Genomic DNA, 26111 nt, shown 5'->3' with positions numbered 1-26111 from the left:
AAATGCTATGGCGTCCTTCGTGCGTCCACGGGACGAATGGCGTTGGTGTAGCGCGGAATTCCTAGTCGGCAAATCTGCGTATTGCAACGACTTGATGGCATATCACACGTTATTTTGAACAACTATATTAAACAATAACAGTATCAGACTATCAGCGCCTTGTCGCGCCACAAACGAAACCCGCCTTCGAAGGCGCGTGTGTTGTCGCCGCGCCTGGAGTCGGCGGGCAATTCATCGAGCTTGTCGACGTTGCCGCCGCCAATCACGACATAGTCCGGCTGCATGGCGGCACGGAGCCGGTCGACGACGTCGAAGACGTATTTGCGCCATTTCTTCTTGCCGCGCTTTTCCAGGCCGCGTTCGCCGACATAATCCTCGAAACTCCTGCCCTTCTTGTAGGGCAAATGCGCGAGTTCCATCGGTTGGGCGACGTTGTCGGCAATCATCGCCGCACCGAGACCGGTGCCGAGCCCGAGGAACAGCATACGCCCGCCCTCGTAGCTGCCGATGGCCTGCATCAGCGCGTCATTGACCACTTTCACCGGTTTGCCGAACGCGCCCGCAAAGTCGAATCCAGCCCAGCCCGTGCCGAGATTGGCGGGGTCGGCGAGCGGCCTGTTGTGATTGACCGGGCCGGGATAGCCCATCGAGACGACGTCGTAGGACAGGCCTTCGGCGAGCTTGTTGACCGTATCGATCATCTGCCGCGGCGTCAGGCCCGGCCCCGAATCGGCGCGGCGCTCCTCGCCCCCGGCGCTGGTGAGGATCTTGACGTGCGAGCCGCCGATGTCGATCGTGAGCACGATTTTTTCAGTGTCCGGCTTCTCGGTGCCCGATGCTGGTTGCTTCACTTTCTTGGCCATCGTGTGATCCTCTCACTTCACCGGATCGATCCAGCCATTGGGCGGTCCGAACCCGGCCATGACGTCCGCGGGTCCCCATGTGAGCGGCTCGTAGAGGTGCGGCGGCGTGGTGTCGCCAAGCACCGGGCCGACGATGCGCCAGGCCAGTTCGCTGGCGTCCTGGCGGGTGAACAGCTGGCCGTTGCCGTTCATGGCATCACCGATCAGCCGCTCGTAGGGCGGCATGTCGCTTTTGCTGTCGTCGAGCGCCGTCAATTCCACCTGCTCGCCGATCATGTCGTCGCCCGGCGCCTTGCGCTGTGCTCCGATGGCGATCACCACCTGCGGGTCGATGCGGAAGCGGACGTAGTTCTGGTCGGCGGGCTTGATCGGGTCGAAGACATCGAGCGGCGGCCGCTTCAGCCGCACCACCACTTCGGTGACATGCACCGGCATGTTCTTGCCGGCGCGGATGAAAAACGGCACGTCCTGCCAGCGCCAGGTGTCGACGAAGAAACGCACCGCCGCGAAGGTCTCGACGGGCGAGTTCGGCGCTACGCCGGGTTCGGCGAGATAGCCGGTGAACTGGCCACGCACGACATCGTCTTTGGTCAACGTGCGGATGGCGCGCAGCACCTGCACCTTCTCGTCGATCAGGTCATCGGCGGAACGGCCGACAGGCGGCTCCATGGCAAGCAGCAACAGGATGTTGAGCAGATGGTTCTCGATGACGTCCCTGATGCAGCCGACATCGTCATAGAAACGGCCACGTCCCTCGACGCCGAAATCCTCGGCCATGGTGATCTGCACGCTTTCGACGTAGTTGCGGTTCCAGATCGGCTCGAGGAAGGAATTGGCGAAGCGGAAATAGAGCAGGTTCTGGATCGCTTCCTTGCCCAGATAATGGTCGATACGGAAGATCGACTGTTCGTCGAACACCAGATGCAGGACGCGGTTCAGCCAGCGCGCCGATTGCAGATCGTGACCGAAGGGCTTTTCCACCATCAGCCGTGCGCCGTGCGCGGTGCCTGATTGCTCCAGCCCCTGGACGACGGTCTCGAACATGGTCGGCGGCACCGCCATGTAGTGCAGCGGCCGCTGTGCGGTGCCGAGCGCGCTCTTCAGTTTCTCGAACGTCGCTCCATCGCGGTAGTCGCCGCTGACGTAGCGCAGCAGCGAGGCGAATTTGGCGAACGCTTTCTCGTCGATCTTGCCGAGCGCATTGACGATGCCGTCGCGGGCGCGCGCCTGCAACTGCTTGAGATCCCAGGCGTCGAAGGCGACGCCGATCACCGGCTCGGTGAGCGTGCCCTTGGCGACCATCTGGTAAAGGGCTGGAAATATCTTCTTGTGGGCGAGGTCGCCGGTGGCCCCGAAGAGCACCAGCGTGTCGGACCGTTCCTGGCTCATGCGCGTGTCTTTCCCCGTGTCGTCACTTGCCGGCCTTCGGCTTCTCGACATGGCCGCCAAAGGCATACCGCATGGCGGAGAGCAGCTTGTCGGCGAATTCGGATTCGCCCTGCGAGGAGAAGCGGTCGAACAGCGCCGAGGACAGCACCGGAGCCGGCACGCCGGTGTCGATAGCCGCCTTCAGGGTCCAGCGGCCTTCGCCGGAATCCGAGACGCGGCCGCCGAAATTCACCAGGCCCGGATCGCTTTTCAAGGCGCCGGCCGTCAGGTCGAGCAGCCAGGAGCCGATAACGCTGCCATGCCGCCAGACCTCGGCCACCTGGGGAAGGTCGATGTCGAACTGGTAGTATTGCGGGTTTTCCAGCGGACTGGTCTCGGCGTCCGCCGTCCGTTGCCGCTTGCCGGCATTGGCCGACTTCAGGATGTTCATGCCTTCGGCATAGGCGGCCATGACGCCATATTCGATGCCGTTGTGCACCATCTTGACGAAGTGGCCGGCGCCGCTCGGTCCGCAATGCAGATAGCCGAAGGGCGCGGTGCCGGCATCCCCAGGCGGATTGGAGCCGGCATCGGCGCCCGGTGCCAGCGTGGCGAAGATCGAATCGAGGTGCTGCACCGCCACGTCGGGACCGCCGATCATCAGGCAGTAGCCACGCTCCAGGCCCCAGACGCCGCCGCTGGTGCCGACATCGACAAGATGGATACCCTTGCCGGCCAGTTTCGCGGCCTGGTCGACGGCGTCGTGGTAATAGGAATTGCCGCCGTCGATGACGATGTCGCCGGGCTCCATCAGGGCCGCCACCTGGTCGATGATCCTGCCGGTGATCGCCGCCGGCAGCATCAGCCACACACAGCGCGGCTTGGCCAGCTTGCCGACGAATTCTTCCATCGAGGCCGCCCCTGACGCGCCGTCGGTCACCAGGGCGGCGACGCTGGCCGGGTTGATGTCGTAGACGACGCATTCGTGGCCATCGCGCATCAGGCGCCGGACCATGTTGGCGCCCATCCGGCCCAGTCCCATCATTCCGATCTGCATGGTTTCGTCCCTGTTTTCTAGGAGATTTATGGGGTCTATCGAGGGAAGGTCTACTGGCTATGATCTACTGGCCATCTTGGTCGCCCGATATGACGGAGAAGTCGACATTCTCCCAATCGCCGGTCCCGGGCCAGAAAAAAGTGAAGGTCAGCGTGCTTCCCTCGTGGAGGTTTGCCGCGGGCAGCTCGGCAAGATGGATGCCGAAGGCGTTCTCCACCGTCCGGCTGTCATGGGCGGTCGCCCAGTTGTCGGTGCTCCAGTGGACTGTAGCCGGGTCCAACACTTCGACACGCAGTGTCTTGCCCTCCGGCATGGTGCGGATCTTGTTGTTGAACCGCCAGGTTCTGAACGGCGATACGGTCTTGTCCTCGATATAGCGCTGGACGCCTTGCGGCGGCATGTCGAAGACCGCGCCGTCGCGCAGCGAGCGCAACAGCTTGATATGCTCCGAATGCGCCCAGACCAGCGGCATGGCGCTGCCCGAGGGGCGGCCATGCCGCAGTTCGCGTTCCGGCAGATCGGCGCCGTCCCAGACCTGCTCCGGCAACAGGCCGACTGGGCCTGCGGACCTTTCAAGCGTCGCCAGCAGGCTGACCGCGATTTCCTTGCGCCCCGCTGCCAGCTCATAGTGGGCGCGTTCGCCGGCCAACAGCGGCCAGGGGCGACCCTGGCCGGTGCCATCGAAAGCTGCGCCGTCTTCGTGCTCGCCATAGCCATCGCCATTGTAGCGATACCAGAGCGGCCCTTGCGGCAGATCGCAGCGCAATTGCGCGTCGATGACCTTGACCGTGTCTGTCATGCGCGGGTCGTCAGCCGCCCGCAGACCGAAGCGCACCAGCGCCAGCGCATCCGGGCTGACGATCTCCTTGGCGGGCCGATCCGTGTCGCCGGGCGGCCGGTTCTTGATTGGGACATAGCCGTCCTTCGGCGAACCGGCCTCGGCGCTGTCGGGTGATGCTATGCGGACATAGTAGCCTTCGACGCCGACTTGATTGCAGGTCGCCGTGCCGGTGACGTAGGTCCAGCGCTCGACCTGGTCGTTCCAGACGTCTGATGTCTCGCGCAGATAGGTCGCGGCGTCTGTCTTGCCGCAGGCGTCGAGCAGGTCTGCCGCGGCAAGCAGTGCGGCGATTTCGACGGCGAGCGTGAACGGGCTGTAGCCGGCATCCTCTTCCCAGCGGTCTTCGCCGGTGACGGGTCCGTTGCGCACGACATAGCCGGCGGCGCGCTCGATCATCGGCAGGAAGGTCATGAGCCTGGCGCGCGGCAAATGGCCGGTGCGGCGCAAAGCATCGGCCAGCAGCAGCGGAAAGGCGCATTCGTCCATCTGGATGCCGGGCCAATAGGCCGATCCGTCGAGCCAGGCGTTCTGCGGCCAATGGCCGTCCGGCTGCTGGATGGAACTGAGGTAATCGAGGATTTGCAGGGCCGAGGCAGCATCGCCGGCAGCAAGAAAGCCGCCCGCCGTCTCGACCAGATCGCGCGGCCAGACCAGATGGTAGCCGCCGAGGTCGTCGTCACCCTTGTTGAAGCCCCACGGGATCGACAGGCTGGCGACCGCGGCGCCCGATGTCGCGATCGATCGGTGCGTCGCCAGTACCGCCGTCGAGACACGATAGAAGTTGATCCCGGGCACCGCGTGCCGGTCGTCGAGCGGCAGCAAACCCTTTTGCCAATTGCGCCAGTTCTGGAGGTAGGATTTCGCCGCGGGTTCAAAACCCTGCTTCAGGCTGGCGAAAGCATGTTCCGCGGCCTCGTCTGATGTCGCGCCAAACCCAAGCGCCAGCAAGGCCTTGGTCTCTGTAGCGGAAAAGCCGATCTCGCCCGTCAGCGCGACATTGCCGTCCTCGGCCCGCTGGCAAGCCGGATCGAGTTCTCCGGTGTTGTGGAGTTGCTGCCAGCCGTCGGAAAAGCCGACATAGCCGGCCGAACCGGTTTTCCAGGGCAGCGACGAAGCCAGCGCCAGGCAAGAGCCGCGCCCCGAGGCGAACAGCACGGGCTTTCCCTTGTGCTCGCCGACCCATGCGGTGTTGCCCATGCCGGCATTGACCAGATGCGGCGCCAGAAGCGCGTAGACGCGGTAGTCACCGGGCACTCCTTTCAGCGCCGTGTAGGTGATTTCCTGCAGCAGCGCCGGGCGCTCCGGGTCGGCGAGGATGCGCTTTTCGATCCGCCAGGCGCCGTCGCTCGCCGTATTGACCAGCCGGTAGGCGGGCACGCCGTCCTCGAACGGTTCGATCGTATGCACGGCATCGCGTTTCTCTTCCGAAAAATAGCCGCCGGGGCCGGTGACGATCAAGCCGAGGTCGCGGGTGCAGGCGCTGTCGACGCGCGGATAGTAGACTTCGTTGAGGATGCCGTGGCTGATCGTGAACCAGATCCGGCCGGCCGGCGAAAGCGACGTTCCGACGCCACTCTTGGCGCTTGATGTCCAGCGCGCCGGGATTCCCGGGGCGCCCGGAGCAACGTTTTGCGTCACTGGCATTCTGTTTCGGTCTCCTGGCCTCCTCCCTAGACCAGGACGCGAACCCTTTACAATCATTGCACCGCAAGTTGATCGGGCGGGCCAACGGCAGGGCAACGAACTCGGGCTGACGGGTTTCTTCGGAGCCTTCGCCCGCGCGTAGCTGACGAAGCATCAAACGAAAAACCCGCCTGTGCGGCGGGTCACTGGCGCAAATCAGCACCATGGACAAAAATGTACCATAGCTGAGGGCACGCAGTCAAGAAAAAATTCCTATACCGCCACAAGGCTGCCGACACCGCCGAGCTGTCGTCAGCTCTTTTGTCAAGCTGAGTGCGGGGCCCTATCGCCAACGGCGCCGTCGTTGACAGCGGCGGCGGCATGCGTCCACTATTTCGCGGCACGGGAGGATCGTGAAAACAATGGCGGAAGTGTCCCTGGTCCTGATCGACCGGCTGCTGGCGATATCGCGGGCGCTTGCCGGCCATATCGATCCCGGCACGGCGTTCCGCGCGACCGCCATCGAGATCGGCTCGCTCATTCCGCACGACCACATGGATCTGGCGGTGCTGTCGCATGACGGGCGCCGGCACGCCTGTTACGAAGCCGGCTTCCACACCAGCTGGAGCGAGCTTGCCCAGCATCCGCTGCCGACCGAAGTCAGCCCGATCCGCTCGGTGCTGTGGGGCGAAGTCCCCTATCTGCTCGCCGACGACGCGTTGAGCGACGAGCGGTTCCATTTCGCCACCGCTATCGACGGCCCGATCTTCGCCGCCAGGCTGCGCAGCCGCATCGTCGTGCCGCTCAGGGCGCGGGGCGGCATCATCGGCGCGCTCAACATCAGCCGGCACGAGGTCGACTGCTACACGCTTGCCGATGTCGCGGTCGCCCAGCAATGCGCCGACCTGATCGCGCCCTACATCTTCGCGCTGATCCAGACCGAGGAGGCGCGCCGCGCCATGCTGGCCGAGAGCGAGGCGCGCAACCGCGTCGAGCTGCTGCGCGTCGGCGCCTCGCAATTGACCGAAGGCATGGAGCGCGAACGCCGGCGCATGGCCATGGACCTGCATGACCAGACGCTTGCCGATCTCGCCCGCATCGCGCGCCAGCTTTCGGCGCTTCGCGGCCAGGGCGTGGCGCGGGCGGCACAGCTTGCCGATCTCGAAAAGGAGGTCGCCGGCTGCCTGACGGAACTGCGCCACATCGTCGACGACATGCGGCCGAGTGTGCTCGAACTGTTCGGCCTGCGCGACGCGGTCGAGGCGCATCTCAACCGCAGCGTCGCCAGGGCCAAGCCGCCGATCGCCGTGCGCATCGCCGACACCAGCGACGGTGGCGCCGACAGCCTGTCCGAGCCAGTGCGGACCGCGCTCTACCGGATCGTGCAGGAAGCGATCAACAATGCCGTGCGCCATGCCGCGCCGCACCGCATCGACGTGCTGCTGGCGTCGACCGCGAGCGTGCTGCGGGTGATCGTGACGGATGACGGCCAGGGCTGCGGCGCTGTTGATCCGGCCGCGTATGGCGGCATCGGCCATATGCACACGCGGGCAGCCCTTATCGGGGCGCGGCTGCGTATCGGCCAGGCCGGCCGCAAGAACGGCGGCACCCGTGTCGTCGTCGAGATCGACCGCCAGCCGTCGCGAGAATTGGCGGCGGCTGCAGCGGTGCCTGGCGAGTTCGCCGTATCGGAGGCCATGTGATGCTTGTGATGATAGCCGAGAATGACGGGCTGCACCGTAGCTTCGCGCGGCGAACGGTGGAGCAGCTGTGGCCCGGCGACGTCGAGGTGATCGAAGCGAGCGACGGCGAGGACGCCATCAACCTGGCGGCCGAACGCGAGCCGCTGCATGTCGTGCTCGATTTGCAGATGCCCAAGGCGACGGGAATCGAAGTTGCCAAGGCGATCTGGAACCGTCGCGCCGGCACGCACATCCTGTTCTGGTCGAATTTCGCCGACGAAGCCTATGTGCGCGGCGTGGCGCGCATCGTGCCGCCGGGCTCGGTCTATGGCTATGTGCTCAAATCGGCGACGGAGGAGGGCATGCGGTCCGCCCTGCGCGGGGTTTTCCGCGAAGGCCACTGCATCATCGACCGCGAGATCCGCGGCATCCAGCACCGCGTGCAGGACAAGTTCGAGGGCATCACCGACGGCGAATATGAGAGCCTGATCGACATCGCGCTCGGCCTGACCGACCGCGCCATCGCGGCACGCCGCGGCCTGTCGATCCGTGGCGCACAGAGCCGTATCAAGCATGTCTACGACAAGCTCGGCATCCTGCCGGCGGAGGACGGCGCCGGCGATGCTTCCGTGTTCAACTCGCGGACGCGGGCGATCTATCTCGCCATGGCGCGCGGCCTGATCAACATCGACGCACTGCGCCGCGAACAGGACCGGCTCGATGCCTGGCTGGCGGAGCACTGAAACAGCGGCGGCCACGCCCCGGAACATCGGAAGGTCCGGCGCATTGCTAGTGAACGCCAACTCAATGCCTGCGGACTCGAAGTGCGACCCTCAATCACAGATTCATGGCACCTGGTGCGTGAAAGCATAGTCGGCTTCATCAACGACAATGCGCTTAGCCATGGTGCGGCGATGGCCTTTTATGCCGCCACGTCGCTGGCGCCGATCTTGCTGATCGTGGTTGCGATCGCTGGTCTCGTCTTCGGCCACGATGCCGCACAATTGGCCTTGTCCGCGCAGATATCAGGGCTGATGGGACCGGAAAGCGCCGATCTCCTGAAGACTGCCTTGGAAAGTGCATCCGGCAGCCTATACGGCACCTGGGCCGCGATCATAGGGCTGGTCACCTTGCTGGTGGCCGCGTCTGGCGTTTTCGGCGAGATGCAGCAGTCGTTGAACACAATCTGGAAGATCGAACCGCAAGGCAACTCCCTGTCGCGTCTGGTGCGGGCGCGGGCCGCCAGTCTGGGATTGGTGGCCGCACTCGGGTTCCTGTTGCTGGTCTCTCTCATCGCAAGCGCCGCGATCTCGGCACTGGGCGCTTTCATCAACGCCCATCTGCCGTTCGGAACGATCATACTCAGCGGGATCAATGGCGTCGTTTCGTTTGCGCTTATCTCCGTGATGTTTGCCGCCATCTACAAGGTTTTACCCGATCGAACCCTGGAATGGCGCGATGTGGCAATTGGCGCTGTCGGGACCGCGGCCCTGTTCACACTGGGGAAATCGCTTATCGGCTGGTATATCGGCACCAGCGCGATTGCGTCTTCGTATGGCGCCGCCGGCGGACTGCTCGTCATACTGCTCTGGGTTTACTACTCGTCGGAAATTTTCCTTCTCGGTGCCGAGTTCACGCGGGCCTATTCCGTTCGGCACGGCAGCCGGTCCGATCTGAACACCTTGGTTCACAGCCCTCAACCCACGCAGCAAGACCCATTTCGCGCAGGGCAAAAATCCAACGCTGCCGGCGTGGTCGTGCTTGTGGCCGTAGCTTGCGCGAGCGCAACCCTGACCGCGCTTTTGCGGCGTGTTCGCCGGCCCTGATCTGGCGTCGCCCTATTCTATGCTCGATAGGCAGGGCCGACTGTGCAAACGCACACTCGGCCGTGCGCTTTGACCTGTATCGGCTCGTCGGTACCGCGCCTACGCTCTGCCCCAACAAGAAGACTGTATCGGGAAGCGTTCATGCCATTCGTCACCATGCGGAGCAGCACGGCTGTTCGCGCCGGGAGCCGATGATGTCGGTGTCGGCGCGTGCGCGCCATTCCGGCTTCGACGACGTCGTCGGCGATGCGACGATCGAAACGCTCGCGAGCGGCTTCGGCTTCCTCGAAGGGCCGGTCTGGCACCCCTACGAAAAATGGCTGGTCTTCTCCGACATTCCGGAAAGCCGGATGTATCGCCGCAATGCCGAGGGCGAGATCGAGCTGTTCCGCGCGCCGAGCCACAAGGCCAATGGCAACACGCTGGACCGCCAGGGGCGGCTGGTCACCTGCGAGCATGCGACGAGCCGGGTGACCCGCGCCGAGCCCAACGGCAGCGCGACGGTGCTTGCCACGCACCATCAGGGCAAGCAGCTCAACAGCCCGAACGACATCGTCGTCGCCACCGGCGGATCTATCTACTTCACCGATCCGGGCTATGGCCGGAAGGAATTCTATGGCGTGCCACGCCCGCAGGACCTGCCGTTCCAGGGCGTCTACCGCATCGATGGCGACGGCGCCCGGCTGACATTGCTGGCCGACGATTTCGGGCAGCCGAACGGGCTGTGCTTTTCGCTGGACGAGTCGCGGCTGTTCATCAACGACACCGAACGCGGGCACATCAGGGTGTTCGGCGTGGAAGCCAATGGCGACCTCAATGGCGGCGCGGTGTGGGCAGTGACCGAGGGCGAGGGGCCGGGAGCGCCCGACGGCATGAAGATCGACAGCCGCGGCAATCTTTACTGCACCGGTCCCGGCGGCATCCACATTTTCGACGCGTCGGGCGCCATTCTTGGCGTCATCCGGACGCCGGAAGATTGCGCGAATTTCACCTTCGGTGACGACGATTTGCAAAGCCTCTACATCACGGCGTCGACGTCGCTGTACCGGCTCAGGGTGCGCGTGCCGGGATTGAGACTGTTTTGAGCTCGCGACAATCCGTGCTCAAATCAGAGTTGAGGCCGGGGTCAAAGCCGGTGGGAATGCAGCAGTCAACACATCTGGGAGGATAACGACATGAAGAAACTGTTCGTTCTGGGCGCTCTGGCGGCAATGCTCGCCTCGGGCACGGCGCTGGCCGACACCAGTGGCAAGAAAATCGCTTTTTCCAACAATTATGCCGGCAATTCCTGGCGGCAGGCGATGCTCGACAGCTATGGCATCGTCACCAAGAAGGCGGTCGCCGACAAGATCGTCGGCGCGGCCGACATCTTCACCACCGCCGACAAGGAGGTGCCGACGCAGGCAGCACAGGTGCAGAACCTGATCCTGCAGGGCTATGACGCGATCGTCATCAACGCCGCCTCGCCGGATGCGCTCAACGGCGCCATCAAACAGGCTTGCGATGCCGGCATCGTCGTCGTCTCCTTCGACGGCACCGTGACCGAACCTTGCGCCTACCGTGTCGTCGTCGACTTCAAGGACATGGGCAAGCAGGAAATCGAGCAGATGGCCAAGTTCCAGCCCAAGGGCGGCAATCTTCTGGAAATCCGTGGGCTTGCCGGGACCTCGATCGACGATGCCATCCATGCCGGCATCCTCGAAGGCGTCGCCGCCCATCCCGAGTTCAAGATCGTCGGTTCGGTGACCGGCGACTGGGACCAGACGACGGCGCAAAAGGCGGTGGCGACCATCCTGCCGTCGCTGCCCGACATCGTCGGCGTCGTCGACCAGGGCGGTGACGGTTACGGTGCGGCCCAGGCCTTCGCCGCCGCCGGCAAGCCGCGTCCGACCATCATCATGGGCAACCGCCAGGACGAGCTGCAGTGGTGGAAGGAACAGAAGGACAAGGACGGCTACCAGACCTGGTCGGCCTCGATCGCGCCCGGCGTGTCGTCCCTGGCCTTCTGGGTGGCGCAGCAGGTGCTCGACGGCCGCACCGACATTCCGCACGATCTGCTGGTGCCGTACCTGGCCTTCACACAGGACGATTTCGAGGCCGAGCTGCCGAAGATCCCCAAGGGCGGCGTCGCCAGCCACGAATACACGCAGGAAGACGCGATCGCGGCCATCAAAGCCAACATCAAGTGAATGTCACGGCAGCGTTGCCGTCCGTATCGCCGAGCGGATATCGTTGAGCATGCCTGAAGGGAACGCTGACATCATCAGACTGAACGGCGCCGAAAAGCATTTCGGCGCCGTTCGCGCACTGGGCGGCGTCGATTTTCACGTCAGCCCCGGCGAGTGCGTCGGTCTCGTCGGCCATAATGGCGCCGGCAAATCGACGCTGATGCACATGGTGGCGGGCACGCTGGTGCCCGACAGCGGGCAGATCGGCGTGCATGGCGACACCGAGGACAACTACTCGGTGTCGCGCGCGCAGCAGCTCGGCATACGCTGCGTGTTCCAGGAACTGTCGCTGTGCCCCAATCTCAGCGTCGCCGAGAACACGCGCATCAACCACGCTTCGCTGCGCGGATTTGGCTGGCGGCGCAAGGCGGCCGAGTTGATCGCCGCCAAGCTCGACGAGATCTTTCCGGGCCACAGCATTTCGGCGGCGGACATCGTCGGCGACCTGTCGATCGGCCGGCGCCAGATGGTCGAGGTGGCGCGCGCCTTCACCGCCACTCAGGACCGGCTCGACCTCGTCATCCTCGACGAGCCGACCTCGTCGCTCGACGCGCATACGGCGGGCCAATTGCTGGCCTTCGTGCGCCGCTTCGTTGCCGGCGGTAAAAGCTGCATCCTGATCTCGCATGTGCTGGGCGAGGTGCTGCGCAACGCCGACCGCATCGTGGTGATGCGCGACGGCAAGGTGGTTGTCGCCGACGCCGCCAGCGCCTTCGACCGCGACCGGCTGGTGACGGCGATGGGCGGCGCGGAAGCGCGCCAGAAGATTGCGGCGCAAATCGCGGCTGCCAAGCCCGCCGCCAGTCCGCTGCGGGTTCGGGCGCGGCCCGCTGCGCAGAAGGACGGCACCGACCTTGTCGCCTGTGCCGGGGAGATCATCGGCCTTGCCGGGCTGGCTGGCCACGGCCAGACTGACCTGCTGCTGGCGATCTTCGCTGCGGCGTCGCGGGCCCGAACCGGCATCGAGGTGACGGCACCTGTGGCGCTGGTCGCCGGCGACCGTCAGTCGGACGGCATTTTCCCGCAATGGTCGATTGCTGAGAATATCGGCATCCGCTCGCTGGCGCGGCTGCGCAGCGGGCTGTTGATCTCGCCGCAGCGCGAGGCGGAGCTTGCTGCATTCTGGCAAAAGAAGATCGGCATCCGCACGCCGGATATGAACAACAACATCTTTTCACTGTCGGGCGGCAACCAGCAGAAGGCGCTGTTTGCGCGTGCGCTCGGCTCGGACGCGCAGATCGTGCTGATGGACGACCCGATGCGCGGCGTCGACATCGGCACCAAGCTGGAGGTCTACGACCTCGTGCGCGAAGAGGCCGCCCGAGGCCGCACCTTCCTCTGGTACACCACGGAAACCGAAGAGCTCGACAATTGCGACCACATCTATGTCTTCAAGAACGGCCGCATCGTCGCCAATCTGCGCCGCGACGAGTTGACCGAAGAGAAGATCATCCAGTCCTCCTTCGGCGATGCGGCCTGAGATGACGGCCGCCAGCCTCGACACCGCCGCCAGGACATCCGCCGAACGTGGCGCGCTTGCCCGCGCGCGCCTGCTGCGCGGGCTGCTGCCCGCGCTGTCGCTGGCGCTGGTGCTGCTCGCCATCGCCTGGCTCAACCCGCGCGCCATCAGCTATTTCGGCTTCAGCCTGATGCTGAACCTGGCAATCCCGATCGCCCTGGCGACGATCGCGCAGATGTTCGTCATTGCCGGCAACGAGCTCGACCTGTCGATCGGCACCTTCGTCGGCTTCGTCGGCTGCGTCACGGCGACCTGGCTGAAGGACGCGCCGCTCATCGGTGCCGCCATCCTGCTCGGATCGATCGGTGTCTATGCGCTGCTCGGCGCGCTGATCCATCTGCGCAATTTGCCTTCCATCGTGGTGACGCTCGGCATGAGCTTCGTCTGGCAGGGCCTCGCCATTCTCGTTTTGCCCAAACCCGGCGGCAAGGCGCCGGACTGGCTGCTCGGGCTGATGGCGTTCAAGCCGCCTTTCGTGCCGTTCCCGATCATCGCCGCGCTGCTGATCGGCCTCATCGTTCATTTTGGCCTGATGCGCACCTCCTACGGCGTGATCCTGCGCGGGTCCGGCGGCAATCCGGCGGCACTCGGGCGCGCCGGCTGGTCGCTGCTCAAGACCAAGATCGTGCTGTTTGCGCTCGCGGGTCTGTTCGGCGTGCTGTCCGGCATGGCGCTGATCGGCATCACCACCTCGGCCGATGCCAATATCGGCAATGGCTACACGCTGCTGGCGATCGCCGGCGTCATCCTCGGCGGCGGCGAATTCGTCGGCGGCCGGGTATCGCCGATAGGTGCTGTGATCGGCGCGCTGACGCTGGCGCTGGCCGCATCGCCATTGCTCACCTTCATGCACATCCCGCCCGACTGGCAGGTGGCCGCCAACGGCGCCATCCTGATCATCGTGCTGGCGGCGCGGGTGCTGATCAGCCGCAAGGAGAGGTGAGCGATGACATCGGTGAAATCGCTGCTCACCAAACCCTGGATCTGGTCGTTCATTGGCGCGCTTCTGGTGTGGCTGGCGACGATCGCCTTCACCGGCGGTTATGGCGCCGGCGGCATGGTCACTGCGGCCCTGTCGCTTGCGGTGTTCACCGTCATTGTCGGCGTCGGCCAGATGTTCGTCATCACGCTGGGGCCGGGCAATGTCGACCTGTCGCTGCCGGCCAATATCGGCCTTGCCAGCGCCGTCGCGATGAAAGTGATGGACGGCAACGATTCCATGATCGCGGTCGGGCTGCTGGCGGCGCTTGCCTGCGGGGCGGCGATCGGCGCCGCCAACTATCTGCTGATCTGGGCGCTGCGCATCCCGCCGATCATCGCCACTTTGTCGGCCAGCTTCATCATCCAGTCGATCGACATCAGCTACGGACGCGGCTTGCAGATCAAGCCGCCGCCGGGCTTCGCCGATTTCGCCAACCGGCAGGTGCTGGGCATTCCGGTGCTGGCGATCCTCACCGTGCTGTTCACCATCGGTGCGGCCGTCGCCCTGCAGCGTATGATCTATGGCCGCTCGGTGCTGGCGATCGGCCAGAACATTCGGGCGGCGTGGCTCGCCGGCGTCAATGTCGGCCGCATCCGCTTCCTCACCTACACGCTGTCGGGCGCGCTCGGCGGCATCGACGGTGCGCTGCTCGCCGGTTATTTCCGCGGCGCCAATGTCGACATCGGCAATGAATATCTGCTGGCCTCGATCGCCGTCGTCGTCATCGGCGGCACGTCGGTAGCCGGCGGCAAGGCCAATGTGCCTGGCGTGTGGGGCGCGGCGCTGTTCCTGGTGCTGCTTTTGACCATGCTCAACACGTTTGGGGTGAGTGCCGGGGTGCGATTGCTGCTCACGGGGCTGATCATTGTCGGGGTGATCACGGCGGCGGGCGGGCAGAAAGCGCCGCGGTAGCGGGAGCAGGACGCCGACGCTGGCGGGACAGCACCCCCCTCTGGCCTGCCGGCCATCTCCCCCGCAAGGAGGGAGATCGGCAGCTTCGCCGTTTCGTCCGCCTTTCAACGTTGAAAATTGGGAAGGCCGTCGTGACGTCCGATCTCCCCCCTTGCGGGGGAGATGCCCGGCAGGGCAGAGGGGGGTGTGAAGGATCTCTACTTCGGCGATGATGGCAGCCGGGCACCTCGAGCCGCTAATCATTGTGCCAGGCCTCCCTCTGGTTTCCATCCACGTCATAGCGCTGTAAATCCAATCGCGCGGCTGCAGGCCGTTCACCATTGTCCGGAGGTTTGCTTGTCCGATTTTGTGAAGGTCAGCCGAGACGGCGACGTCGCCATCGTCACCATCGACAACCCGCCGGTCAACGCGCTGAGCTTTCATGTCCGCGAACCGCTGATGCAGGCGCTGGTCGAGTTGCGGGATGATCCGTCGGTTGCCGCCATCGTCATTGCATGCGCGGGCCGGACCTTTGTCGCCGGCGCCGACATCACCGAATTCGGCAAGCCGATGGAACAGCCCGAGCTACGCGCCATTGTGGCTGTGCTGGAGACCATCGCCAAGCCGACGGTCGCCGCCATCCATGGCACCGCGCTCGGCGGCGGGCTGGAGCTGGCGCTGGGCTGCCATTTCCGCGTCGCCGATGCCGGCGCCAAGCTCGGCCTGCCGGAGGTGAAGCTCGGCCTGTTGCCGGGGGGCGGCGGCACGGTGCGGCTGCCGCGCCTGGTCGGCGCGGTGAAGGCGCTCAGGATGGTCGTCTCCGGTACGCCGGTCGGTGCGACCGAGGCGCATGCCGCCGGTCTGGTCGATGCCGTCTTCGAAGGCGGTCTGACCACGCATGCCGTGAACTTCGCCAGGGAAATAGCCCGCAAGGGTGGTCCCTTTACGCCGGTGCGTGATCGCAATGAGGGGCTCAAGGAGACCGACCTCGCGGCTTTCGACGCCGAGGCTGCGGATCTTGCCAGGAAAGCGCGCGGGCTCGAGGCGCCGATCGCCTGTGCGCTGTCGGTGCGCAATGCCGTCATGCTGCCCTTCGATGCGGCGCTGGCGGCGGAGCGTGCGCTGTTCGTCAAGCTGGTCGCCAGCGACCAGTCGCGGGCGCAGCGCCATGTGTTCTTCGCCGAACGTGAGGCGGCAAAGCTTCCCGGAAAAGACATCGTCAAGCGCAGGATCGCCCGCGTCGGCGTCATCGGCGCCGGTACGATGGGCGGCGGCATCGCCATGGCCTTCGCCAATGGCGGCTACCCGGTCACCATGCTGGAAACCAGCCATGAGGCGCTGCAGCGCGGGCTGGCGACCATCGACAAGAACTACTCGGTGTCCGTCACGCGCGGCTCGCTGACGGCAGATGCCAAGCGCGAGCGCCTCGCCCTGTTCAAGGGCTCCACCGACTATGCCGATCTCGCCGATTGCGACCTGATCGTCGAGGCGGTGTTCGAGGACATGGCGGTCAAGAAGGAGGTTTTCGGCAAGCTGGAAGCCGTGGCCAAGCCAGGCGCGATCCTCGCCACCAATACCTCCTATCTCGACATCAACGAAATCGCCGCCTCGACCTCGCGGCCGCAGGATGTGCTCGGCCTGCATTTCTTCTCGCCGGCCAATGTCATGAAGCTCTTGGAGATCGTGCGCGCCGACAAGACCTCGCCCGATGCGCTGGCGACCGTCGTCGACTTGGCGCGGCGGATCGGCAAGGTGGCGGTCGTCGTCGGCGTCTGCCACGGCTTCGTCGGCAACCGCATGCTGGCCGCGCGTGGCTCGGAATCGGAAGCGCTTCTTCTGGAGGGTGCGACGCCCAGCCAGATCGACCAGGCCTTTACCGATTTCGGCTGGCCGATGGGGCCTTTCCAGATGGGCGATCTCGCCGGTCTCGACATTGGCTGGCGCAACCGCAAGGCACGCGGCCTGTCGGCCGTGATCGCCGATACGCTGTGCGAACAAGGGCGTTTCGGCCAGAAGACCGGCTGGGGGTTCTATCTCTACGAGAACGGTTCGCGTACCCCGGCCCCGGATCCGGAGGTCGAGGTGCTGATCCGCGACAAGGCCGCCGAGAGGGGCATCGCGCCGCGCGCGATCAGTGCGGAAGAAATCATCGAGCGCACGCTTTACCCCCTGATCAATGAGGGCGCCAAGATCCTGGAGGAAGGCATAGCGGCCCGCGCGTCCGACATCGATGTCGTCTGGGTCAATGGCTACGGCTTTCCCGTGGGCAAGGGCGGACCGCTGTTCTGGGCTGGCCTTGAAGGCCCGGCCAGGCTCATCGAGCGGCTCGAGTACTGGCATCAGCGGACGGGCAAGGACGTGTTCAAGCCCGCGCCGCTGCTGAAGCGGATGGCCGAGACCGGATCGTGGGAAGCCGGCGGTTAGGGGTCCTGCCGGATCCGCGCGTCGATGATCTCGACGAAACGTGCGAACAGGCCAGCCTGCGACTTGATCTTGAGCTTGCGATAGATGTTGCGTCGATGGACCTTCACGGTGCCCGGCACGATGCGCATGGCCCTGGCGATCGATTCCGTCGAATGCCCCTGCAGCACCAGGTCAACGACATGTTTTTCGCGCGGCGTCAGCGACAGGCTTTGCCAGATATGGGCGCGGTCGAACTCGTTGACTGGAGCGGTCGTCTCGTCCTGCTGCGCCTCTGCCGGTTCGTCGGCCGGAAGGGCGGGCCAGCGCAGCCTGGCGAAGCTGATCACCGCCGGCGCCATGTCGCGCAGCAACCTGGCATCGGCGGTGCCGAACGGGCCTGAAGCGCGCAGCCGCATCAGCGACAACACCAGCGCATCCTTGCCCGGCAGCGGCACGAAGAAGCCGACCTCCTCGGCCAGCCTGGTCTGGCTGTAGTAGGAGCGGAAATACTCGCTGGCATAGAAGCGGTCCGGCGCCAGTTCGCGCATGCGCCAGAACCCTTCCTTGCGCTCGACCGCAGCGTGGTGGAACGGGTCGAGCAGATACGGCCCCTCCTGATAGAGCGCGACGAAGACGTGGCTTTCGGCCGGCGAGAAGGTTTCGAACAGCAGCGGCGGGCGCGCCGCGCCGCGATAGCCGAACACCACGCAGTGGTCGAAGCTGACATGGAGCCGCAGCCAATCGACCAGCGCATTGCCGAACAGGTCGCCGCTGGTCTCCCGCGTCCCCGCGACGAGCGTGGCGAGCTGGCTGTATTCGTCGCTGCGGGACAATCCATACCCCCTTAAACGAGAAAATAGATCAGATATACCACCTGAGAGGTATATACTAGCCGCCATTGGCTCTGGTAGCGTCCCGATATTGCCCTGTTGCTGGAGCCATCAGCCTTGACCGCAGTGCCCGACATCGAGTTTCGCGGCGTCACCAAGCGCTATGGCGCGGTGACCGCGGTCAGCGGCATCGATCTCGCTGTCCCGCCCTCCGCCTTTGTCGCCTTGCTTGGACCATCCGGCTGCGGCAAGACGACCTGCCTGCGCATGATCGGCGGTTTCGAACAGCCGAGCGAAGGCCAGGTGTTCATTCGCGGCCAGGACATGGCCGGCACGCCGCCCTACCGGCGGCCGGTCAACATGGTGTTCCAGCAATACGCGCTGTTTCCGCATCTCGATGTCGAGGACAACGTCGCCTACGGGCTGCGTCAGGCGCGGCCAAGGCTGTCGTCGCGCGAGATCGCCTCAAGAGCGGGGGAAGCGCTGGAAATGGTGCGGCTCGCCGGCTATGGCCGCCGCAAGATCCACGAACTGTCGGGCGGCCAGCAGCAGCGTGTGGCGCTTGCCCGCGCCCTGGTCAACAAACCGGCGGTGCTCTTGCTCGACGAGCCGCTGGCGGCGCTCGACAAGAAGCTTCGCACCGACATGCAGATCGAGCTGCAGAACCTGCAGCGCGAGATCGGCATCACCTTCGTGCTGGTCACGCACGACCAGGAGGAAGCGCTGTCGATGAGCGATTTCGTCTGCGTCATGAATGGCGGCCGCATCGTCCAGCTCGGACAGCCAAGCGAGATCTATGACGAACCGGCCGATTTGTTCGTCGCCGATTTCGTCGGCAAGACCAATCTCTTGAGCGGTACCGTCGCCGGACATTCGGGCGATCTGGTGGAGGTGGCGCTCGCGAATGGCACCGTCATTGCAGCGCGCAAACGAACCGCCCTGCAGCAAGGCGAGGCCGTTTCGGTCAGCCTGCGTCCTGAATCGCTCAGTCTCGGCGCTCAGACAGGCGGCCCATTCAAGGGCGTCGTCCGCAACCGGATCTTCCTGGGCTCGACGGCGGAATACGCGATCGAGGTCCAGGGCATCGGAACGCTGCTGGCCAAGGCCGATCACCTGATCGGCCACGGCAATCTCTTCAAGCCGGGTGAACCCGTCGCCATCGGCTTTGCCTCCGGAACGCCGCTGGCGTTTGCGGAGACCAAGAACAACGGGGCCAACCAGAGGGTAGATAAACATGTCGAAATCATATCGTGACGGACTGCCGATAAGCCCCAAGAATTTTGTCGATCAGCTGATGCGTTTGAAGCGCGGCTCGATCGGCCGACGCGACTTTCTTGGCCTCACCGGCCTTGGCATTGCCACGGCGGTGATGGCGCGCGAGATCGGCATCATGCCGACACCGGCCTTTGCCGCCGAAAGCCTTGGCGACCGCATGTCGATCGCCACCTGGCCGAACTACCATGACCCGGCGACGTTCGAGAATTTCAAGAAGGACACCGGCGTCGCCGTCGAGGTCAACGTGTTCGGCTCCAACGAGGAGATGCTGGCCAAATTGCAGGCCGGCGCCTCGGGCTGGAGCCTGTTCGTACCGACCAACTACACGATCTCGACTTACAAGAAACTCGGCATCATCGAGCCGCTGGAGATGGCGAAGCTGCCGAATTTCGATGGCTCGCAGGAGGATCCGCGCTTCACCGGGGAAGGCACGATCGAAGGGGTGACCTACGCGGTGCCGAAGAACTGGGGCACCACCGGCTTTGCCGTCAACACCAAGAAGCTGACCAAGCCGATGACGAGCTGGAAGGAGTTCTGGGACACCGCCATGGCCGAAGGCGACAGCCGCACCATGGTGCACGACTACCAGCTGACCACGATCGGCAATGCGCTGAAATATTACGGCTACTCGTTCAACTCGCTCAAGCAGGACGAACTGGCCAAGGCGGAGGAACTGCTGCTGAAGGTCAAGCCGCATCTGTTCGCGGTCTCCTCCGACTACCAGCCGGGCATGCGCGCCGGCGACGCCTGGATGACGATGTGCTGGACGAATGACGGCGCGCAGCTGCATCGCGACATTCCCGAGATCGCCTATGTGCTGGGCAAGGAAGGCGGCGAGATCTGGACCGACTTCTACGCCATTCCGAAGGATGCGCCGAACAAGCCGGCCGGCTATGCCCTGCTCAACTATCGGATGAATCCGCAGGTGGCGGTGAAGGAGCACCTGGCCAATGGCGCGCCGTCGACCGATGCGCGGGTCAACAAGCTGCTGCCCAAGGAAGTGCTCGACAATCCGATCCTCTATCCGGCGGCCGACCTGTTGACGCCGCTGGAATTCGGCGCGGCGGCAACGCTGACGGATCCCGGCCGCGCCGAATTGATGGCGCGCTTCAAGTCGGCCTGAGCGACGGCCTCAAATTCTTTTCGGATAAGTTGACCGGCGGGTTCATACCCGCCGGCACGGGGCAAATCTCTCCATGCACGGCAGCCGTCTTCGCAGGAATTTTCTGACCGCCATGCTGCTCGGTCCGGCGACCGCGTGGCTGGTGGTGTTTCTGGTGCTGCCATTCATCGCCATCGCGGTGTTCAGCGTCGGTGAGCGGGCGCCGGAAGGCGGCTATCAGGCGGCTTTCACGTTCGCGCAATATGCCAACCTTCCGGCGCGGGCGACCGCCTTCTGGAACACGATGGTGCTGGCGCCGGTGGGAGCGCTCGCCTGCCTGCTCGTCGCATACCCGGTTGCCTACTACCTCGCTCTGCGCGCACCGCAGCGCTGGCGGCTGATCCTGCTGGCGCTGGTCGTCATCCCGTTCTGGACCAGCCTCCTGATGCGGACCTATGCCTGGATGTATGTGCTGGGCGGGCGCGGCATCCCGGCTCTGCTGTCCTATATCGGTTTCGAGGATATCAGGCTGATCAACACGCCGGGCGCGGTGCTGCTCGGCATCGTCTATGGCTACCTGCCGCTGATGATCCTGCCGATCTATGTCAGCCTTGAGCGGCTCGACCGCAGGCTGCTGGAAGCCTCCGCCGATCTCGGCGCGACGCCGCTCTCGACCTTCCTCGGCGTGACCCTGAAACTGTCGCTGCCGGGCGTGATGACCGGCTTCTCGCTGGTCATGATCCTGCTGCTCGGCGAATATCTGATCCCGACGCTGCTTGGCGGCGGCAAGGTGTTCTTCATCGGCAACGCACTGGTCGACCTGTTCCTGCAATCGCGCAACTGGCCGTTCGGATCGGCCATCGCGATCACGCTGGTGCTGGTCTCGGTGGTGGTGCTGATTGCCGCCAACCGCATCTCGACCCGGGTTTCGGGCGCTCGCCGGGTGGATCTGATCTGATGCGCACCTTCGTCATTGCCGTCTTCGCTTTCCTCTATCTGCCGATCGCCCTGGTCGTGCTGTTCTCCTTCAATGCCGGCCGCCATGCCAGCGAGTTCACCGGCTTTTCGGTGCAATGGTACGGCAAGGCGCTGGCGAACCCGTTCCTGGTCGAAGCGCTGAAGAACAGCCTGTTCATCGCCACCACCAGCGCCTTGCTGGCGGCGTTCTGCGGCACGGCGGCGGCACTCGGCCTGGCGCGTGTCGGCATCAGAACACGCGCGGTATTCGATGCGCTTCTGGGCGCCGCGATCGTCGTTCCGGGCGTCGTCATCGGCATTTCGACGCTGGTCGCGCTCGTCCAGCTGTTCACGGTCGTCAATCCGTTCCTCGCCTCGATCTGGCCCGACGACCAGCCGCCGCGCCTGGCGCTCGGTTACGGCTCGATCATCGCAGCGCACGGCCTGTTCTCCATGGCGCTGGTGACGATGATCGTCGGCACGCGGCTCGGCAGCCTCGACCGCAATCTGGTCGAGGCGTCGAGCGATCTCTACGCCACGCCGTTGACGACGTTCCGCTCGATCGTGCTGCCGCAGATCATGCCGGCCATCGTTGCCGGCTTCCTGCTCGCTTTCACCTTTTCCTTCGACGATTTCATCATCGCCTTCTTCGTCGCCGGGGCGCAGACGACGCTGCCGATCTATGTCTTCGCGTCGATCCGGCGCGGCGTGACGCCGGAGATCAATGCTATCGCGACGATCGTGCTCGTCGCCTCCGTGCTGCTCGTGGTGCTTGCCCAATGGCAATTGCGCCGGCGCAAGCCGTCGAACTGAAAGTCGCATCATGATCCTCAAAGACCGCATCGCCGTGGTGACAGGCGCCGGCTCCGGCATCGGGCGCGCCGGCGCCATGATCATGGGCAGGGAAGGCGCGGTGGTCGTCATCGCCGACAGGGATCAGGCCGCTGGCGAAGCAACGGCTTCGGAGATGCGGGCAATGGGCGGGCAGGCCGAGGCGATCGCGACCGATGTCGCGGACGATGGGGCGCTGGAAAAGCTCATTGCCGGCACGATCGAGAGGCACGGGCGCATCGACATCCTGCACAATCACGCCGGCATCCAGGTCGGGGGAACGCTGACCGAGGTCGAGGTCGGCGGCATGGACGCGTCATGGCGGGTCAATGTGCGGGCGCAGTTCCTGGCGGCCAGGATGGTCATGCCGTCGATGATCGCACGAGGCAACGGCGTCATCCTGAACACCGCCTCCAATTCGGGTGTGTTCTACGACCGCGAGATGATCGCCTACGCCACCTCCAAACACGCGGTGGTGGCAATGACGCGGCAGATGTCGCTCGACTATGCCCGGCACAATGTCCGCGTCAACGCGCTCTGCCCGGGCTGGGTCGACACGCCGTTCAACGACCCGTTCATCGCCCAGATGGGCGGACGCGAGGCGATCGAAACCTATGTCCGCACCAAGATTCCGATGGGACGCTGGGCCAGCGCCGATGAGATCGCCGAAGCCATCCTGTTCCTCGTCTCCGACCGTTCATCTTTCATGACCGGCCAGGCGTTGGTGATCGACGGCGGTGAAAGTATCGGCTGAGACTTGTGCTTTCGTCACCAACCTCCTTTAGTTCAGCGCCTTTCCAATACACTGCTCTACGACCTTCCTGGTGCCGCTGGTCGGCTGATAGGACTATGGTCCGGCCGGCATGGGACTTCAGTGCCATGGCCGATCAAGAGCGTTGATTTGTGTTTAATATCAAATGGTTATGGTGCCGGCGGGTTGTCAGATCGCGTATTGAGACAACATTTGTCTAAAGTTTACTCTGTACAATTAGTAATTCCTCATACGACGGTCGCCTAGCGGTTGGGCGAAGGGCGGCGATTCCCCGAGGAGATTACCATGACAAACCGAAAAACTCTGTTCGCGGCGCTTGCCGCATTGGCGCTTCTGGCATCTCCGGCGATAGCCGGCGGCAACGGCCACGGCGGCGGCAATGGCGGTGGCAATGCCGGCGGCAACGGCAACGGCGGGGGAAATGCCGGCGGTAACGGCGGCAATAGCAATGGCAAGAGCGGCGCTTCGCACGGCAAGTCTTCCTCGGCTCGGGGGCAGGTGGCAAAGGCCAAAACGGATGACACCACGGTCGACAAGACCACAAAGGTCTCGTCGGTTCCCAAGGAGAAGAACATCCACGCCAAGCTCGGCCGGCTGAACTCGCTTCAGCGCAACATCAACGCCTATATGAACTCGAAGAGCAAGAAGTTCGCTGCCATCCAGGCCTTCGTGACGCAGTCCGCCAAAGCCAAGGTCGCCGAGGCCGCCGCTGAAGCGGCCCAGGAGAAGCTGGATGCGCTGAATTCGCAGTTGAACGCGCTGACATCGCTGACGCCCGAGCAGATTGCGGCCATGACGCCCGAAGATCAGGCGGCCTTGCCTGGGAAGATAACGGATCTGGAGGCCGAAATCACTGCCCAGGAGGCAGAGGTCACCGCCGCCAATGAGGCGGCTGCCGCGGCAGAGGTCGGCACCGATGATGCATCGCTCGACGCGGCGCTGACGGACATGGCCAACAAGCCGGTCGACGCTGCGGTCACGTCCTGGGCTCAGGGCGTCCTTGCCGACAAGATCGACCAGACGGCTGCCGCGATGGAAGCAGAAACGACGCCGTAACGACTTGCCGTTGAAACGGCAGTAGCCAATCGAAGAAAGATGCCGCCGGACTTCGCCCGGCGGCATCTTTCTTTTTCCCGGCCATGGACTGGCATCCGGAGCTGGCGAGGTTCGAAACACTCAGACGTGCTTGCGGCCGCCGGTCGCGCGGAACCAGCTGTCGGGATAGGGATACCACCATTCCTGGATTGTCGGTTTGTGGTCGATGATCACCATTTTGGAGCGGCGGAAGGCATCCAGCCCCTGGCGGCCAAGCTCGCGGCCGAGGCCCGAGGCCTTCCAGCCGCCGAAGGGCAGGGCATCATTGTCGATCAGCGGGTTGTTGACCCAGACCATTCCGGCTTCGAGCCGTTCAGCCGCCTCGTGGGCTTCGGCCAGATCGGTGGTGAAGACAGAGGCGCCGAGCCCGAACGGGCTGTCATTGGCAAGCCGGATCGCCTCATCGAAATCCCTGACCCGGCAGATGGCGGCGACCGGTCCAAAGCATTCCTCGCGCACGATGGCCATGTCCGGGGTGACGCCGGTCAGGATCGTCGGCTCGTAGAACCAGCCGGTGTTGTGCGCAGGCGGGATGCGTCCGCCGGTGATCGCCTCGGCGCCGTGGGCAATGGCATCGTCGACAAGACGCATAACCTTGGCCCGCGCGGCTTCGCTGACCATCGGGCCGATCTCGGTCTTGTCCATGCCATTGCCGACACGCAGGGCACGCGTCTTTTCGGCGAACAGCGCGACGAAACGATCATGAACGGCATCGACCACGAAGAAGCGCTCGGCCGAGGTGCAGACCTGGCCGGTAAGGTGGAAGGCCGCGGTGACACTGCCGGCCGCCGCTACATCGAGCGGCGCGTGTTGGCTGATGATAAGCGGATCGCTGCCGCCGGCCTCGATGACGCAAGGCTTCATGCGTTCGGCGCAGGCCACCGCCACCGCCTTCCCGGCGGCGACCGAGCCGGTGAAGGCAACCGCGTGGGTGCGTTCGGAGGCGATCAGCGCTTGCGCCGTGGTCGCTCCACCAGGCAGGCAGGAGACCAGCCCCTCCGGCAGCGAGCGGAACACGGTCATGTAGTCCAGCGTCGACAGCGTCGTCGCCTCGGCCGGCTTGATGATGCAGGCATTGCCGGCGGCGAGTGATGCGGCGACCGTCCAGCACATCAGCAGGATCGGAAAATTGTAGGGCATGATGTGGACGGAGACACCATAGGGCTCGTAGCGCGCATACTGGAACGAACCGGCCTGTGTCGTGCCGGCGATCTTGCCGGCATCGTCGCGCGCCATCTCGGCGTAGTAGCGGAAGATCGGCGCGCAGTTGGCGATCTCGCCGATCGCTTCGGGGTAAGGCTTGCCCATCTCGCGCACCATCAGCTCGGCGCAGCGGGTGAAGTCCGCCTCCTCGATGGCGTTGGCGACGGCATGCAGGTGCTTGGCGCGGCTCTTGGCGTCGAACTTTTTCCAGGCGGCCTGCGCCCTGGTCGCCGCCGTGAGCGCGGCATCGATCTCGCCGTCGGTGGCCGCAGCGATCGCCCCGACGGTTTCCAGCGTCGCCGGATCGATCACCGGTTTGCTCGCGCCGGCCATCGGCTGGTAATCCGGATTGACGAAGAAGGTCGGCCGGTCAGGGGAGAAATCCATGGACATCCTCTCGGATCCGCTCAGCGGATCATGTAGACCTTCTTGATCGTCTCATGGACGGTGCAGACGCCCTTCCAGTCCTGCGGGAAGAAGGCCGCCGTGTCCGGTTCGATCTCGATGACTTCGCCGGATTCATGCACATAGGTGCAGCGCCCTTCGAGGAAGTGGCAGAACTCGTCGCGGGTGACATGGCAATGCCATTTGCCTGGTGTGCAGACCCAAAGCCCGCATTCGGAGCGGCCCTCCGGCCCCTTGTGCAGCAGCTTGCCCGATGTGTGGGACTGGCCCTCGATCATGGTCGGGATGACACCCCAGTCGACGAGGTCGGTAATAGTGAGCGGGGATTTCATGATGGGTGTGGTCATATCGATTTCCT

22 protein-coding genes are annotated in these 26111 nt (G+C 64.5%); 15 read left to right on the top strand and 7 right to left on the bottom strand.

What is annotated here, in order from left to right:
- Positions 1-143: 143 nt before the first annotated feature.
- The 4 genes from NKI69_RS23190 to NKI69_RS23175 all read right to left on the bottom strand — a co-directional run bounded on the left by NKI69_RS23190 (position 144) and on the right by NKI69_RS23175 (position 5773).
- Positions 144-863 (bottom strand): ROK family protein, encoded by a 720-nt coding sequence (locus NKI69_RS23190; protein ID WP_352612972.1) that lies wholly within the window; start codon positions 861-863, stop codon positions 144-146.
- Positions 864-875: 12 nt separating this feature from the next.
- On the bottom strand, positions 876-2252 hold the full coding sequence (zwf, locus tag NKI69_RS23185; protein ID WP_023811218.1) for a glucose-6-phosphate dehydrogenase: 1377 nt from the start codon (positions 2250-2252) through the stop codon (positions 876-878).
- 22 nt (positions 2253-2274) lie between these two features.
- The gene (gene gnd, locus NKI69_RS23180) at positions 2275-3288 is read right to left on the bottom strand and encodes a phosphogluconate dehydrogenase (NAD(+)-dependent, decarboxylating) (RefSeq protein WP_127808739.1); all 1014 of its coding nucleotides are present in this window, start codon (positions 3286-3288) and stop codon (positions 2275-2277) included.
- A gap of 64 nt (positions 3289-3352) precedes the next feature.
- Positions 3353-5773 (bottom strand): glucan 1,4-alpha-glucosidase, encoded by a 2421-nt coding sequence (locus tag NKI69_RS23175; RefSeq protein ID WP_352722584.1) that lies wholly within the window; start codon positions 5771-5773, stop codon positions 3353-3355.
- A 401-nt stretch (positions 5774-6174) separates the two neighbouring features.
- Between NKI69_RS23175 and NKI69_RS23170 the strand changes: the two genes are divergently transcribed.
- The 9 genes from NKI69_RS23170 (at position 6175) to NKI69_RS23130 (ending at position 17304) form a co-directional block, all read left to right on the top strand.
- Positions 6175-7455: a sensor histidine kinase gene (locus NKI69_RS23170; protein WP_023811215.1), complete on the top strand. Its 1281-nt coding sequence runs from the start codon at positions 6175-6177 to the stop codon at positions 7453-7455.
- The gene (locus NKI69_RS23165; RefSeq protein WP_023811214.1) at positions 7455-8177 is read left to right on the top strand and encodes a response regulator transcription factor; all 723 of its coding nucleotides are present in this window, start codon (positions 7455-7457) and stop codon (positions 8175-8177) included. Before NKI69_RS23170 ends, NKI69_RS23165 begins: the two co-directional genes overlap by 1 nt.
- Before the next feature lie 171 nt (positions 8178-8348).
- Positions 8349-9260 carry a YihY/virulence factor BrkB family protein gene (locus NKI69_RS23160; protein WP_245273214.1) on the top strand — a complete coding sequence of 304 codons (912 nt, stop codon included), beginning with the start codon at positions 8349-8351 and terminating at the stop codon, positions 9258-9260.
- A 62-nt stretch (positions 9261-9322) separates the two neighbouring features.
- Positions 9323-10345 carry an SMP-30/gluconolactonase/LRE family protein gene (locus NKI69_RS23155; RefSeq protein WP_245273213.1) on the top strand — a complete coding sequence of 341 codons (1023 nt, stop codon included), beginning with the start codon at positions 9323-9325 and terminating at the stop codon, positions 10343-10345.
- A 90-nt stretch (positions 10346-10435) separates the two neighbouring features.
- Positions 10436-11449, top strand: a complete 1014-nt coding sequence (locus NKI69_RS23150; RefSeq protein WP_023811211.1) for an ABC transporter substrate-binding protein — start codon at positions 10436-10438, stop codon at positions 11447-11449.
- A 49-nt stretch (positions 11450-11498) separates the two neighbouring features.
- Positions 11499-12968: a sugar ABC transporter ATP-binding protein gene (locus NKI69_RS23145; protein WP_023811210.1), complete on the top strand. Its 1470-nt coding sequence runs from the start codon at positions 11499-11501 to the stop codon at positions 12966-12968.
- Between the two features lies 1 nt (position 12969).
- Entirely contained in the window at positions 12970-13950 is a 981-nt protein-coding gene (locus NKI69_RS23140) for an ABC transporter permease (protein WP_023811209.1), read from the top strand.
- A gap of 3 nt (positions 13951-13953) precedes the next feature.
- Complete coding sequence (locus tag NKI69_RS23135; RefSeq protein ID WP_023811208.1) at positions 13954-14901, top strand: ABC transporter permease; 948 nt, start codon at positions 13954-13956, stop codon at positions 14899-14901.
- A 336-nt stretch (positions 14902-15237) separates the two neighbouring features.
- Complete coding sequence (locus NKI69_RS23130; protein ID WP_352722583.1) at positions 15238-17304, top strand: 3-hydroxyacyl-CoA dehydrogenase NAD-binding domain-containing protein; 2067 nt, start codon at positions 15238-15240, stop codon at positions 17302-17304.
- Here the strand turns inward: NKI69_RS23130 and NKI69_RS23125 are convergent.
- Positions 17301-18116: a helix-turn-helix transcriptional regulator gene (locus NKI69_RS23125; RefSeq protein WP_352722582.1), complete on the bottom strand. Its 816-nt coding sequence runs from the start codon at positions 18114-18116 to the stop codon at positions 17301-17303. The two genes, NKI69_RS23130 and NKI69_RS23125, sit on opposite strands and share 4 nt — an antisense overlap.
- Positions 18117-18230: 114 nt before the next feature.
- Between NKI69_RS23125 and NKI69_RS23120 the strand changes: the two genes are divergently transcribed.
- From NKI69_RS23120 to NKI69_RS23095, 6 genes are all read left to right on the top strand, one after another.
- Positions 18231-19367 (top strand): ABC transporter ATP-binding protein, encoded by a 1137-nt coding sequence (locus tag NKI69_RS23120; protein ID WP_127296589.1) that lies wholly within the window; start codon positions 18231-18233, stop codon positions 19365-19367.
- On the top strand, positions 19348-20511 hold the full coding sequence (locus NKI69_RS23115; protein ID WP_352722581.1) for an ABC transporter substrate-binding protein: 1164 nt from the start codon (positions 19348-19350) through the stop codon (positions 20509-20511). The genes NKI69_RS23120 and NKI69_RS23115 overlap by 20 nt, the downstream gene beginning before the upstream one ends.
- A 73-nt stretch (positions 20512-20584) precedes the next feature.
- Entirely contained in the window at positions 20585-21448 is an 864-nt protein-coding gene (locus NKI69_RS23110; protein ID WP_128304129.1) for an ABC transporter permease, read from the top strand.
- The gene (locus tag NKI69_RS23105; protein ID WP_352442110.1) at positions 21448-22260 is read left to right on the top strand and encodes an ABC transporter permease; all 813 of its coding nucleotides are present in this window, start codon (positions 21448-21450) and stop codon (positions 22258-22260) included. Before NKI69_RS23110 ends, NKI69_RS23105 begins: the two co-directional genes overlap by 1 nt.
- 10 nt (positions 22261-22270) lie before the next feature.
- The gene (locus NKI69_RS23100) at positions 22271-23032 is read left to right on the top strand and encodes an SDR family NAD(P)-dependent oxidoreductase (RefSeq protein ID WP_352442111.1); all 762 of its coding nucleotides are present in this window, start codon (positions 22271-22273) and stop codon (positions 23030-23032) included.
- 303 nt (positions 23033-23335) lie between these two features.
- Positions 23336-24106: a hypothetical protein gene (locus tag NKI69_RS23095; RefSeq protein ID WP_352442112.1), complete on the top strand. Its 771-nt coding sequence runs from the start codon at positions 23336-23338 to the stop codon at positions 24104-24106.
- Between the two features lie 120 nt (positions 24107-24226).
- On the opposite strand, the gene NKI69_RS23090 is transcribed toward NKI69_RS23095, so the two are convergent.
- Positions 24227-25735, bottom strand: a complete 1509-nt coding sequence (locus NKI69_RS23090; RefSeq protein ID WP_352722580.1) for an aldehyde dehydrogenase family protein — start codon at positions 25733-25735, stop codon at positions 24227-24229.
- Between the two features lie 20 nt (positions 25736-25755).
- On the bottom strand, positions 25756-26100 hold the full coding sequence (locus NKI69_RS23085; protein ID WP_136618026.1) for a cupin domain-containing protein: 345 nt from the start codon (positions 26098-26100) through the stop codon (positions 25756-25758).
- Between the last annotated feature and the right edge of the window lie 11 nt (positions 26101-26111).

Origin of the sequence: Mesorhizobium sp. M0491 (assembly GCF_040321265.1) — a bacterium.
GTDB lineage: Bacteria > Pseudomonadota > Alphaproteobacteria > Rhizobiales > Rhizobiaceae > Mesorhizobium.
This window is presented reverse-complemented; position numbering and strand designations above follow the sequence as displayed.